Genomic DNA, 14535 nt, shown 5'->3' with positions numbered 1-14535 from the left:
AGGGATATGGCCGACGTAGATATCGAGTACCGGGATGTTGACCACGACGAGTACTTAGATGAGAGCGTAGTTACGGAACGGATGACTTATCTTGCTGATTCGGAAGGTAATGAAGTCGAGCTCACTATGGTGATGTTTAATGGAGAGGACAGGAGAGAGATCCGAACGGTGACGGTAACGGTAGTTGAGCCTGATTTTGAATTAGAGGGGGCTGACAGAAGGAGCGAGAGATTTGTCGGTGAAGCTGGGGACCGACAGTACACTGTTTCTAGACACGGCAAGGTTATGATATATTCCTCAGAAATGGGATCAGAACGCGGGCAACTGTTGGACATGGCTCAGGCGTAGGCCAAAATCGTCGGTGGCAGTAGTATGCGGTTACTATTGTAAAGCAGGCTTGCTATTTGATATCTGCCCTGGTATCCAATTTTCGATATGGGTGGTCTGGAAATATATTGAGTGGTCCGTTAACGCCTTCAAATATAGTTTGTCAACTGTCGTGATTGATTATTTAGTGTTTATTGCCTGCCAGCTCCTGGATTTAGTGTAAAAAATACTATAGTTAACTCTCTAAATCGCTATGCTAGAACGTTATGTATACTTAATGTTAAGCAGGTATACTGATGGCTATTCCGGATCCTTCTAGTGAGACAGAGGAGTTTATTCAGCATGCGACGCAAAAACTTGAGGACTGGTTAGAAGATCGAACATTGGACATTTTCCAAGTTAATGAGTATGATCCTGAAGTCGCATTACAGGTTGTAGACGACATCAGTCAATTGACTTCGATGATATCTGTCCAGATTGAAGCCCAGGGTCTGCGATATTTATCAGATGTTTATGAGGACCACCTTCCGGATCATATGGAATGGGTCCGTAATGACCGGTCCAGCGGCGAAAAATATCCTGACCTGGCTCTCGTGGATCATAATCGTCGTCGGGCAGCAGATTCCGTAGCCAATATCGTTTGGCCAGGGATTGAAATCAAGGCGTGGTGTCCATTAACAACCGAGTTCGGAAGTCGGCATAAAAAGTCACAAACAGCACTCGCAAAGAACCCATCGACACTCCTGCTCGCCTGTTGGCTTCCGGAACACGTGGCCTATGGTGCGCCCAATATCTTCGCAACATGGTCAGACGATGCACTAGCAATTGCGCGTTCACGGGACGAATACTGGATGCAGCCGCCGGAAAGCTTGGTTCGAGAACCAAATGATACCTCTGACCGAACACAGAGCAAGCAGCGTTCTGTAACGAAACGGTATCTCATCGAAAACAGTGAAGATACCGCTGCAGCAGGGGAACTTGCCACAGACTTAGGATTAACAACTAACGAATACAGCCCAACAGCGGAGTTCCGTGAAAAGGTCGATACTATGTTAAATAAATTCAATTACTCTGGGGACTCGGCGAATTGGCGGAAACTTCGCCGACTCCATCATCAGCCACTATTGGATTTCCAGGACCGAGTCGAATCTATGGAGTTTGCTGGGCGAGTTGTTGGTGATTGGCGACGCGATTTCCAGAAGGGTAATGCAACCGAATTTCAACGTCTCCTTCGCGGGAATAAACAAGAATCACTGAGCGATTATTAGAACGACTGGAGGTCTGCTTGCTGATCGTCGTTTTCTACCTTTCGCTGGATCTTCTCTAACTTATCGATCACATCTCCGATGCGTTCGGAGTCTGCCACCTCAGAATCAATTGGCTTTTCATCAACGATGCTTTCCAGCTTATCGACAGCTTTTTCGAATTCGTAAACTGATTCGGCATTCTGGAGCTTTGGTCTGGATTCAGTTGCACCACGCTTAATCTGCATCTCTACTTTTTCAAGCCGTTGGACAGCAGTTTCATAATATTCGTCAACTATCTCTGCGGTCCGACACTTTCGATCCAGTTCCATCGAAGCCGCTGCACCGGTACAAAGTCCGCCAAACGGTTCCCATACCACATCTCCCACGTCAGTTGTTGCTTTGATGATTCGCCGCATAAATTTTAGCGGCTTCTGGTTCAGGTGCGATGCCTTACCACTGTCAGTTATGCGCTCCTCTCCATTCAATTGACCCTTACTCCATACGTTCGTCACACCTGGGGGACAGTCGAACTTCGCGCGCATCTGCTCCCACTTCTCCGCGGTCACCGGTTCGCCATCAACAGTAAAGTAAGGTTTTCCGTCGGGATCACCGTGTTCATTGGCATATTCAACCATCGCTTCCATCCGCTCCGCCGGCGGGTAATACCAGAGGTTTCCTTTTGTAAGATATTTTCTCGATGCTGCATCAGCGACACCACAAGCATCGTTGGCATCCTGTCGAGTAAGACCTGTCCGGTCCCACTCGCTGATGACCCATTCTTGCATATCCATCACTTCACCAGTCTCCTGACTCGTGAATTCAGGCTTCTTCACATACTGAACGCATACTTCAGTAACTTGTGGGAACTTTCGGAGTTTTTTCGTGTTACTATTGCCAGCGATGTGCGACATTCCTTTATCCCAGATGTTGCACCCGCGGTACTCCCAGCCGTGTTTTTTTAAGAGTGGGTGTACCTCTGCCCAACCCTCCTCAGTGTTCCAGAACCAGAGCGTTGTTTCTGGAGTGGCAGACTCACTCCAGGCCTTGATATGCGGTTCATACCATTCCGGAATATTCTCCGCCTCTTCGGGTTCCCCTGGAAATGAACCCGTACCGTAAGCACCATCAGAAACGATTGTAGTAGGAGTCTCCCAGTCCCCATAGAGATCAGATACATCGGAATTATACACCCGAACCTCATCATCGCTGAAGTTCCTGATCTGCGACTGAGGTACGTCTTCTTCACCCATTCTTATACCCTACTTCTGCTGAGTCCTTATTAATGGCTCTGGATTGAATGCAGCGAGTATTTTTCGTGCTATGATTGAGGGTCTGTCTCGTCTCTTCGGAGTGATGTATCGATGTCACAATAAAAACCGGCGAATATTTTAGCATCTTATTGTTAATACTATATAAAATCAGAGTATATACTTATTTGATATAGATTGTAATTGAATATGTAGATACTTATCTGATTACTTGACACCTCAACATCTGGTAATGCAAATAAGGTTTATATACATACCCTCCGACGGATGAGTTCATGCAGGTTCAGATTCATCACGGTTCTCCTGTCCCTGAACTCATTAATAACCAGCTGGAATCTGCCGATCCAAGGCCCAATGAGGATCACTCTCGACTATGCATCGTTGGTGGAGCACTGAGTCGCGAGCGATTAAAAAAACGACTCGCCCGAGATGGCCATCCGCCGACGAACGTAGCCCAATTCACAACAGTTGATGATATTTCCGAGGCCGTTCTTGAAGGAGGTCTTGACCCAACGCCGGTACTCCTGCCAGAGAGCTTCACGCAGCGGTTAATCCAAGAAACACTTCGTCGTGCCCGAGATGGGGAATTTTCATCTCCTGTCCGGCAACTTGCACAGGGCTTACCAAGCGATGAGGACAACGTCGTTGAGACGCTCTATCAGGAACTCAATGAGTACTACCGTTGCACGGATGCCTGTAACGATCACAGAGATCTCAGCGACCTTGCAGCAGACTTAGAGAATACATATGCCTGCGAGAGTGGCCAGCGCCGACTCGAACAATTCGCTGAACTAACTGACGTGTTAGAGACTCTTGCAGCAGAATTGACAGAGGAAGCAATTGATACGAATACAACAGGAGACTCAATTGTTCCATACATTTCTCGGAGCCACTTCGTCAGTGCTGCCCGTGAACATATTCAGCATCAATTTCACGAAGTGTTTGGCGAGGTTTCGTGGGTTGGCATCACGACAATAAGCGTATTCGACAACCCGACACTGCGACTACTACTGGAGATCGGTCGCCATCACGACGATGTAGATCTACATTTCTTTCTGGGGGCTGGAAGTTATGAGCGCCAGCGTAAGCGTCTAACCAATATCTCAACTGTCGACGTACAGGAGGCTGATGATGAACGCAATTTCAGTTCGTCATCCGCAAAATTCCTTTCGGATGCACTGGATGGTGAACACGAGTCTGAGGTCCCTCCCAATTTAGAACTTGTCGAAGCGCCAGAGCGTCGTCGCGAAGTGGAGTTTCTCGCACAAGACGTTCGAGGGAAGCTCAATGAAGGGTATGAACCCCGCGATATTGTTGTTGTAGCCCGCAATATCGAGGCCTATGCAACTCCGATCCAGGATATCTTCGAGTCCAACGGCCTCCCGTATCATCTGGAGACAAAGGCTGCGCTAGCCCATGCACCAAGCTATCGATTCCTTGTTGCTACCTTCGATTTGATTCAGGCAGCGGTTGACAACGAAGAAATCGGGTATGATACACTAGTTGACCCTCTTCGGCTAGGCTTCTGTCATCCTAAGGAGCAGCCGCGGTACTGGCCACTTCAAGATCGGGTTTTTCTCTATCTTGAACAGCGGCTACATGATGCTGAAGAGCGAGATGGAAAACGAACATTTGGCGAGTGGCAACGCACAGTGGCTGATCTTACCGGATGGGATGAGCCACGTGAACGGATGGAAGCGTTCCTTGACTGGATTTCTGATCAACAGGGGTCCCCACCACAGACAGGAGAACAACTCCGGGATATTGTCCGGCGACTCGTGAGCGACTACATCTATCAAATGGTTCCGAATCGCCGGTCACGACCGGACGGGCCAGGGATTGATGCAACCCGTTCACGTTTGACAGATCAACACACGACTGCGGTGGCACAGAATGTGTACAATAGTGCAGCCCAGGTCGGACAGCATTATGAATATCTGCAAGAAGTCTTTGACGACGACGCTGACTGGACAGCTTCGTGGGAAGAAGCCAGCCAGGCATTATTTGATGTTCTGGGCGGTGGGACCATTCGTCAGCAACAGAAAGACGGGAATGCGATCCGGATCGTTGACGCTGGTGATACATTCTTCATGGACGCAGAACACGTCCACCTTCTTGGACTGTCACGCGGTGATTTCCCTGTTGAGCGAGAAGAGGCAACATTCCTCCACGAGAACCTGCGAGAGCGCGTAGCATCTGAAAGCGAAGAGGGGACTCTTCCATACTTCCGGCTAGCTGCTCAGGAGACTCAGTACAAGGTTGATATCGACTACTACGAATTAGCTCTCCAGGTGAGTTCTGAGAGTATCACTGTCAGCCACCAATTTCGAGACACAGAGGCTAATGAAGTGCCTTGGTCGGCATTTTTGGATCTCATCGAGACAGACCCAAGTGAAGACTATGTAACTCGGGTTCGCGCAGACCAATGGCTCCCAGAGCCGGGGACGACAGGTATGGCGGATACCTGGGATGAATTAGGTTCCCAAATCAGTGAACGCGACCGCCAGCGATTGATCCAACATCATGCCAATCGTGCTTGGCCGGGACGAACTGCTCCAGAGATCACAGCGGACAACTTAGAAAGGTTGTCTACATTGACTAATCAGGAAACGTATACACAACAGGTTCGGCCACGGTACGAGCGCTACGTCCAACCTCCAACACAAATAACTGTTTCAGCCGACGAGGCAGCCTTCGATGGATTTTCGTTGCAAGATATTGTCGGTTCCCCGATCAGCGTCCACGAACTTGATCTCTTCAGTCAGTGCCAGTTGAAATTCTACTATTACCAGTTCCTCTTTAATTTCAATGGGACAGATGTTCGCCGACAAGAGATTCCATTCTACATGGGCTCACGACAAAACTACCGGTTTGGTCAACTACCACAGATTATCCAGCATCATTACGCTGGTGAGCAAAGCCGAGAGGCATGGCAATCGATTATCAATCAAAAGTTGCGAGATCGGCGCTCGCTAACAGATCGATTTGATAGCCGGGATGAAGTCCGTGAATGGGTCCAGGAGGAATTCAACTCTTATATCGACCTCCAGATTGGTCCGCAGCTCGCTGATGAGTATACCCTTGTCGAACAGGAGGAAGAGAGTGATGAGACACACCAGCGGCAATGGACGTGGCAGCAGGAGCGGCGCGTCGATGTCGGGAATGAAACGAGGGTCTGGCTCCCTGGACATCGACAAGATATTCTTCCACATGATGACGACTACGTACTGCCAATATACCATGTCCGGCACAGTTCATATGCACAGAAGGCGAGCAAGACGTGCTGGAATGGATCGCGATACCGGGACGAGGGATGTAGTTCACTATGCGAATCCTGTGATGACGTAGACGATTGTAGTTACAATACACGATTTATGCTTGACCACCGAATTCACACACTCCCACATGCAGAAGACAACTACGCAGGGTATTTGTTCCACGACCAGTACGAAAGTGGTTCACACGCCCGTCATGGGCTAATTAAACAGAACCATGCTGCAGCGATTCGTGCTGGCATTAACAACGGTCCAGAAGCGAATCTTGGGCCCGGTAACCAAATTCCGACCGCTGGTTGGTACAGTCGTGAAGGGCAGTGGAATGAGGATCTAAATACTCATCTCGAAAATATTCAGCCAACTGATGGAGAGGTAGAATTTAGCGTCGGCGAAGGGTTCGTTAACAGAGGTGGGTGCGAGTCTTGTGCGTATCGCTCTATGTGTGGCGTCCCGGATGGAGGTGAGTTCTAATGTCTTATCTAACGAATCCAGATGATGCACCGTCAGTGTTCGATGATGATCCGCAAAGTGAAGTCTTCAATGAATACTTTGACGGGAGTGGACGTGTCGTCGTAGGGGCTGGTGCGGGGACCGGAAAGACGACGACTCTAATCGATATCGTTGCTGAAACAGTATTACAGAAGCTTGATACCGAGGCTGGGAATCCCATGGACGACCTGCTGGTGACGACATTCACAAAGGATGCAGCAGGCGAACTGAAGACCGAGCTTAAACAACGACTTCGTCTACACGAATCCGAAACCGGTCAAGAGCTCGACCCTGACATCTGGCGGTGGATAGAGACTGACAGCTACATCGAAACGATTGACTCATTCACCCACCGTCTTCTCGGCGAAGTGGCCGTTGATGCTGGTATTTCTCCGGATCTGGATATCCGTGATGGGCTCGAGGATGAGGATCTCATTGACGAGATTATGGAGGAGCTCCGTGAGAATCCAGAACATGCAGAGCGGTTAAATCGGCTTGAAGATGCCTATCCAAATGAAGACTGGCGTGATTTCCCACCACGCGATGTCCGTACGATGCTGGCTGATGCACATTCAAAAAGCCGCGAGTTCTGCTGGACGCCCGAAGAGATGGGCGAGCAGATACTTGCGACTCATCGTGAGTCACATGCGAATCTCGAGCCAGAGTTCTCAGCAGAAGATATCCGCGATATCACTGAGCACATCACAGGCCAGTATGCTATCATTCCGGGCGATCTGCCAGAACATGCATCACGGGTTTATGAACACAATGAAGGGTTGCTGGAGGATTTCAAAACCCTCCTCGTTGCCTTTGACGAACTCTATGATGCGAAAACCCTGGATTCAGGCGAGCTGTCACATACAGACATCACGTATTTGGTCTGGCGATATCTCAACCAAAACCCAGACAGTGAATGGGCGCAGGGTCTGAGTGAACGGTTTGATCATGTGTTTATCGACGAATTCCAGGACACCAGCTTTGCCCAATGTCGGATTCTCTCCCATTGCTTCCCGGACGCTGACCCGACTGCACCGGAAAGTCCTAACGCTCTCTTCATCGGGGATGTGAAACAATCGATCTACCAGTGGAGATCAGCAGACCCACAAATCTTCTCTGAAATCATTCAAGACGCGCAAGCCGGGCAGGCTGACGAGTATCTGGAAGTTGAAGGGATGGAGTATCGACCTCTGACAACCAACTTCCGGAGCCATCCTGATCTCGTAGAGTCCGCCAACCACATTTTTGATGCTGTCTTCGATGATGAAGCCCGAGGCGATATCGGGCCATTCCCCATTCCGTTCGAAGCAGCAACTGCAGAACGTGCATCAATTGAGCCCGAATGGGCTGAAATGACGGATGTCAACGGTGAGGAAGCCCTATCACGCCTCCATGTCCTGGACTTGGGTAGCCCACAGAACAAAGATGATTGGTGGGATATAGAAGCCCAGCAGATCGCAAGGACTGTGAGTGCAATCACCGGGAGTGATCGGGTTCCCGTACTGGATGGAGAGGCAACTGAATCACTCGATGATCCACAATACCGCCAACCGGAACCCGGAGATATCACTCTACTATTTAATCGACGCCACGTGATGCCTCTGTACGTCCAAGCACTCCGTCAATATGGTGTCGATTGCGCTGTCGATGTCTCTGCTGGCCTCTTCGATGAACCAGAAGTACGATTGCTGGTTGATGTGCTTGACTGGTTCGCAAATCCGCATCAAAAGGATTCACTCATCCGGATTCTACGCTCTCCAGTGACGGCACTTGAAGACCGAACGATACGTTATTTGGTAAGTGAGAATCTCTACCTCTCAACCGCTCTGCAGGATTGGCCGGAAGACTTGCCGGAAGCCGATCGAGACCGATTAGAAGGTTTGCTTGCGCTCCGAAACGATCTCCGTTGGGATCGGGAAAAGAACAAGGCAGAGCTCGTTAGTGAGCTGATTCAACACACGGCATTCGACTCGATTGTATTAGCCGATCCCGATGGCAAACAGAAATTTGCTAATCTCTGGCTCATTACAGAGATTGCTGCCGAGTGGGAAGATGAGGAGCTGATGACGTACCGCGAATTTGTCATCAGGCTCAAACGCCTTCGAGACCGGGCCCAACGCGGTGATGAGGAATATCCAGTGGCAAAAGTATCGGACGAAAACTCCGACACAACTGTTCGGCTGACTACTGTACATCAATCTAAGGGTATGGAGTATCCAATCGTTATTCTTCCCGATCTCCAGTATTCGCCGGTTGGTGGCCTCTTCCCGTGGGATAATCGGATGCTGTTAAGTCGGGACGGTGTCGGGCTTCGGCCTGATATCGGGAATGAGGTCCCAGTTGACTTCGATCAAGGTGGCTCTGATTACTGGTTGACCGATGACTACAATCCATTCGTCTTTGCGGCTGATGGGCTTGGTACTACGTGGCTTCGTGGGAATCGAGGCGACGATGGAACAATGCAAGACAACCACCCACTCGCCGATAATATCGCTGCCAATATTGCGGAGTTTTGGAGGACACTTTATGTAGCGTATACTCGGGCCTCAGACCATCTGATTTTCGGACTTACTGATACCGAACCGTGGCCAGACGAGTATATGTCATGGACTCCCCTCCTACGAGAACGCCTCCAGCCGGATGGGTTAGACGGGTGGCGTGAAGGCGTGTTTCGTCATCAGCTTGACTACGCCGAGGCCAACGGGTCGCCCGAGGTATGTATTGGTATCGACGACCTCGAGACGGGAACGCCAATCGAGGATGAACCGATTGGGATGGATGTCGTTAATGAAGCAATCAATGAGGATCGGCAACATGAGATTGATCCGGTTGCGCCAGACTTCTTCCCAGAAGTTGTCCGACCAAGCTCAATTCAAGAACTGCTTGCCTGTCCACTTCGCTTCCAATATAGTGAACTCGAGGAAATAAGTGGTATTCGTGCTGAAATCCCGCCTGGAAGCACACCACCTGGAGACCTGCAGCGTAGTCAGTGGGGAGACCTTGTCCACCTCTTTTTAGAGCGATACCACGAGGATCCCGCAGATGCTGAGGAGCTTGCGGAGACTTATTCATCTCCAATCCAAACGGAGTTACTTGAGCAGGTACAGGCGAACTTCGAGAATTCTGACCTTGCATCACACTTAGACACCAATGCTAACGAAGTGCTGCCAGAGCATGAAGTTCTTACCTATGCACCAGACCTGAATACGTACGTTCGAGGCCAGATCGACCTCCTCTATGAGGATAGCGATGGCTGGCATATTGTCGACTATAAGACAGGTCGGGTAGCAGAAGGGGAAGAATATTCTGAACAGATGTACCGCCGGCAACTAGCTGCATATCGATGGCTTGTGGATAAAGCATACGACATTGAGATCGCTTCGACTGAGCTGTTCTACATCCACCCGGATATAGAGCGTCACCCAGTGGAAATCACCGCTGATGAGTTTGAAGAGGCGTTGATGGCGGCACGCGAAACATTAGAAGTTATATCTGGACAAGGATTACAAGCGGAGCCGGATCCTGATCCTGACCAGACCGATTCACCCGATGTAAAGACCCGATGCGGCTCATGTCCGTATCGAGGTCTCTGCCCTGAGTGGGCAGATTAGAACGGCACTGTCGATCTACTGTTCAACTTCCGTCTCTAGATTCGTGTTGAACTGAAAGAACGTATATACCGCAAACAGTGACTTCTAAATTTTCAAAAAGCGTTCGCTAAGGTTGTTGCCACTTGTTGTAATAAAAACTATAATAGTTGGTTGTGAATCAATCATCCACCCACTGATAAAACTAACCTGTAATGTTCAGAACTGTTAGCAAAACTCGGATGGATTAATTAACCAGATTCAGTTATAGCTTGTATTTCTGATTCTATTGTGTCCACTATTTGTTGGGCCTGCTCAACAGAGGAACACCCTGTACATACTACTTTTCCAGTTGAAAATACCATAACAACACCATCTTCGAACGTTCGAATCAACCCACCGAACTGTTCTGGTTCGTACTCAACCTTCTCAAAACCAAGTGAGACTGCAATCAATTCAAGGGAAGGGATTGAACCTAATTCTGCGGTTGCAACTATGTTTTTGATGCTCACCTCTGGAGTATCGTCAAATCCAATCATATCCTCCATCGCTGTATTAATGGTATGAACGACTTGTTCAAACGACTCGACAGAATCATGTCCTACAGTAGAACATGTACCATTCTGATAGAACGCTACGTATACACCATCCCACCAACTGTGGATAAGATGGAGTTCTGAGGGATCGTAGTTTATTTTTTGTACTTCATCCCGGTTCTCTAATCCTTTGGCGACAGCTCCGAGGTCAAAGCGTTGCCCGTATTCTATTGTCCCCACGATATTCGTTATGTCGATGTCAGTCATTCACTGACCCAAATGAACGCGTTTCTGACTTCTCGACTACTGATGTGGCCTTCTCTAGCTAGCTCCTTCAGCCGGTGATATGCTAAGTCATAGGAGCAACCAACTTCATCAGCCACATTCTGTGTGCTTGCCACCTTAATAGATTCGACAGCAGAGAGGAAATCCTCATCGGGATACGTCTCGGTATACCGACCAACGTCATCACGGTCGTCACCAGCCATTCAGTTGCGATATTTACCGTCTCACTAATAAACACACCACTCTACCAGCCATTCAATGGATAATTGAATGGCCTTCTTTAATTGCATGTTATCTTCGATACGCTACAGACTGAGCCAGGATTAGCCACTCTAAGATAGGGTGTTTATTTCTGACCTCGATTGGCTGAAGTCTGTCGATACTTAACGTCGTTTATTAACAAACGTATTATAAACACGAATCTGACAAGACGGACGGTTTCAACTACGGAATAGACTATACAATTAGAGTACCTCAAAAATCACCTATCTTCATTTGTGTGTCGTCTCCCGAGTTCTTTAGAAAGCTAATCCACTCCTCAACTCTGATTCCTGCGAGTTCCTTATTCCACATCCTTTCTTTATATTCATCCATAATTCCAGAACGGGCGAGACGACCGTAATTATCACTATCTTCGGCAGGTATATCCTGTATTTTGTCCGACTTTGGATCAGGGTAAGGTTCGGCATTATTAGGTCGATTGATTGTTGTATCTAATGATGTACTCCGGAGCACTTGCCAGTAGTAATCAACATATCTTGAGGCTCGTTTAGCCGAGGTCACATATGGTTCGTACAGCTCTGGTTCGCCAGACAGAACGTTATCGAGTGCCCATGGGAACAGCACAGCGAGATCTTGTGGGGCACAGGCATCAGGAGTGATCTTAAATCTGAAAGATGGTTCTTTCTCTTTGGAAATCAGATACCAGCCCTTTAATTCGATTCCCATTATCGGTTCAGCAATACCTGCTTCTTTGTGTCGAACGAATAAGACATCAGGAAACGTCTGAGCTTGGCGGATGAACGAACAGTCCGCATACTCATCATCCGGATCCCAGACTGACCGCATCTCATTTAATGTTTCAACAACGTTGTCCTCGATAGTCGCGGCGAGAACGCTGTTCAGGGAGAATAGGTCCTCAGCATCTAATCCTTCAATATTGATATCAGAATCATACCGGGATGGAAGAGCGAAGATGGCTGACTTAATGCGGTCGTAGAGTTCTTTGTGTTCCCAATCCTCTGACGGTTCGACCTCTTGGGGTTCTTCCATGGCACTAGCCTATGTATCGAAGATAAAGTGCTGCGGTTACAGGACAAATTGAATGGTACAGATATAAACGAGAATACTACAGTAAAAAATCGGGAACGTTCTTCCTTTCCTATGCAACCACAACCACACACTAACCCAACCGCGTAGTCCCAAAGATCATGTACTGACCTCCAAAAGACTACCCAGAGATGCCACCAGACCGGCTCCGGAGTATCGTCCCGATGTTCGGCGGCGCAACAAGCTACGTCAAAACACTCAATGCAATTCTCGAGTACGTCGCTGACCAACAGCCCACACCCGATGAACTCATCGGCTGGCACCGGGGCCACTTCGAGCGAGTCTCAAGCCGGGACTCAATACAGCGCCGCATCGACTATCTCGAAGATGTCGGCTTTATCGAACAAGACGGCCAACACTGGCGACTCGGTCCCGAGGGAACCACCTACGTCGCGGAGCAAACGACCGAAACGCTCCTGGAAATCATGTGTCGCCGAAATGTCGGCCTCCGGAGCCTCTTGTACTCGCTCGTGCCCGCTCCGATGACAATCGAAGAAATCGGGCACCAGCAACTCAAGACACATGGAAACCTGGGCTGGGACCCAGCTAACACGGACATGGCTAAACAGCGGGCGAACTGGCTCCGGAGTCTCGGACTCGTCCACAAGGACGGACAACAGTACGCACTCACGGATGAAGGCCACCAGTTCGTCGAGACCACCGTCGAGCAGTGGGCTGGGTCTAACCAACAGGCCGACGCGCCGACCACAGATACTCCGACGGCGACGACATACGAAACGACGGTCCAAGCCCGGGCAGTTGATCCGGAGTTCCGGGAGACTGTCCTCGTCCAATATGACGAAACTTGTCCGATATCCGGTGTTGACCACCGCGGGCTGTTGGATGTTGCTCACGTCCTGCCCTGGAGCGACTACCCTCAGCACAGGGCTGATCCTACCAACGTCCTCCCACTCAGCAAGATTCACCACGCAGCCTTCGACCGCGAACTATTCACCATCGACCACAACTACCAGCTACACGTCAATCCCGACTTCGAAACCAACAGCGACCTGCTGAAACAGACAATCATCGACCGGGCTGGTGAGTCTGTCTCTCAACTGGATGGCAACGTTGAGCCGACGTATCTACAGCAGTATAATGATTCAATTGGCTGGGTAACGGCCTAAGCGGAGACGCCACATATAGATATAGACGGCCTTGTAGAGACCCTCTGAGCGTAGCTTTCAGGCAGTTTCTCCTACAACCCATAGCCTCTGTACAAACAGTACGACAAATAAAATGTACAAGAGTGTACATCACTTTCACCGGGCTGGGCGAGTGTTTTTACGCCCTCTCCCTCTATCAAATATTGAGGACAACGCGAGAGGTCCTCTATAGCCGAAACACAGGTAGTAGACGACTATCGCCGAGAGAGACATCACTGTCGCTCGTGAGAGTAGAGCCAGCAAGCGTCATCACTCATACACGGTGACCAATACAAAATAAAACACCCACGGCTACCGAGGTGCCCTGGCCACAGGAGGCAGACAACTCATCGTTGTCGCCTCGTTGCTTGTGGGCAGGAAAATCGGTACCAGCAACAGACACATCTATGAGCAACCACGAATCCACGACTGGCCGTCCGTCTGGAACAGACCCATCAGCAGCCCCACTCGTTTCGTCTGCACAACTGTCAATTGAAGATTATCCCTCCGTTCACATCAACGAGGAGCGCTTCTACACCCTCCAAGAATGGGCACGCTGCATCTCGGAGACGACTACCGGGACAGCAAAGGACCACCTGACTGGGCTCCTCGGCGAAGATGCGCTGGCACAGCAGCTCGGTATTACCGATGATTTGACGACAGAAGTGTATCCAGACGGTGGTGATGGAGGCGTTGACCTACAGTACCATGGTATGACCATTGATGTGAAGACCGTCGGACGACACAACACCGATCCAGCACTCACCGTCGGCGCAAACCGCCAGCTCACCGCCGATTACTACGTGTTAGCCAGCCGGGTCGGACAGTCTGATGTCAGACTAATCGGGTACGCACCACGAGAATTCATAACCGAAGCACCAACGCTAACGCATGAAGGTCGGTCCTATCACCGTGTCACTCAGGAGTGTCTATTTCCCATCCCCGAATTCTAACTACAATTTTTCGTACCACCCATTACTGAGAGTTCAAACGGTCAAGCATAGATATCAAGCAGGCGTCTGTGTTCTTGAGTCAAAGACGACACATCCC

Annotated in this window: 10 protein-coding genes; 6 read left to right on the top strand and 4 right to left on the bottom strand. The window is 49.5% G+C overall.

The features are described 5' to 3' along the window. Positions 1-6: 6 nt before the first annotated feature. Complete coding sequence (locus ACOZ4H_RS14070; protein WP_424329873.1) at positions 7-348, top strand: hypothetical protein; 342 nt, start codon at positions 7-9, stop codon at positions 346-348. A gap of 275 nt (positions 349-623) precedes the next feature. Further along, positions 624-1595, top strand: a complete 972-nt coding sequence (locus tag ACOZ4H_RS14065) for a hypothetical protein (protein WP_424329872.1) — start codon at positions 624-626, stop codon at positions 1593-1595. Here ACOZ4H_RS14065 and ACOZ4H_RS14060 read toward each other — a convergent pair. Then, positions 1592-2824, bottom strand: coding sequence for a DNA methyltransferase (locus tag ACOZ4H_RS14060; RefSeq protein ID WP_424329871.1), 1233 nt, complete (start codon positions 2822-2824; stop codon positions 1592-1594). The genes ACOZ4H_RS14065 and ACOZ4H_RS14060 overlap by 4 nt on opposite strands. Positions 2825-3117: 293 nt before the next feature. Between ACOZ4H_RS14060 and ACOZ4H_RS14055 the strand changes: the two genes are divergently transcribed. Together ACOZ4H_RS14055 and ACOZ4H_RS14050 are read left to right on the top strand one after the other, a co-directional pair. Next, positions 3118-6588 (top strand): hypothetical protein, encoded by a 3471-nt coding sequence (locus ACOZ4H_RS14055; RefSeq protein WP_424329870.1) that lies wholly within the window; start codon positions 3118-3120, stop codon positions 6586-6588. Continuing rightward, a complete protein-coding gene (locus ACOZ4H_RS14050; RefSeq protein WP_424329869.1) occupies positions 6588-10214 on the top strand; it encodes a UvrD-helicase domain-containing protein in 3627 nt (1208 codons plus the stop codon). The genes ACOZ4H_RS14055 and ACOZ4H_RS14050 overlap by 1 nt, the downstream gene beginning before the upstream one ends. 227 nt (positions 10215-10441) lie before the next feature. On the opposite strand, the gene ACOZ4H_RS14045 is transcribed toward ACOZ4H_RS14050, so the two are convergent. The 3 genes from ACOZ4H_RS14045 to ACOZ4H_RS14035 form a co-directional block, all read right to left on the bottom strand. After that, complete coding sequence (locus ACOZ4H_RS14045; protein ID WP_424329868.1) at positions 10442-10993, bottom strand: transcription factor; 552 nt, start codon at positions 10991-10993, stop codon at positions 10442-10444. Further along, positions 10990-11214, bottom strand: a complete 225-nt coding sequence (locus ACOZ4H_RS14040; RefSeq protein WP_424329867.1) for a transcriptional regulator — start codon at positions 11212-11214, stop codon at positions 10990-10992. The genes ACOZ4H_RS14045 and ACOZ4H_RS14040 overlap by 4 nt, the downstream gene beginning before the upstream one ends. A gap of 271 nt (positions 11215-11485) precedes the next feature. Next, a complete protein-coding gene (locus ACOZ4H_RS14035; RefSeq protein ID WP_424329866.1) occupies positions 11486-12283 on the bottom strand; it encodes a hypothetical protein in 798 nt (265 codons plus the stop codon). Between the two features lie 188 nt (positions 12284-12471). Between ACOZ4H_RS14035 and ACOZ4H_RS14030 the strand changes: the two genes are divergently transcribed. Together ACOZ4H_RS14030 and ACOZ4H_RS14025 are read left to right on the top strand one after the other, a co-directional pair. After that, on the top strand, positions 12472-13467 hold the full coding sequence (locus ACOZ4H_RS14030; protein WP_424329865.1) for an HNH endonuclease: 996 nt from the start codon (positions 12472-12474) through the stop codon (positions 13465-13467). Positions 13468-13892: 425 nt separating this feature from the next. Then, positions 13893-14438: a hypothetical protein gene (locus ACOZ4H_RS14025; RefSeq protein ID WP_424329864.1), complete on the top strand. Its 546-nt coding sequence runs from the start codon at positions 13893-13895 to the stop codon at positions 14436-14438. The last annotated feature ends 97 nt before the right edge of the window (positions 14439-14535 follow it).

This window comes from Haloarcula amylolytica (assembly GCF_049705545.1).
Lineage (GTDB): Archaea > Halobacteriota > Halobacteria > Halobacteriales > Haloarculaceae > Haloarcula > Haloarcula amylolytica_B.
Note: the sequence above shows the minus strand (reverse complement) of the source record. Positions and strands in the feature narration are given on the sequence as shown.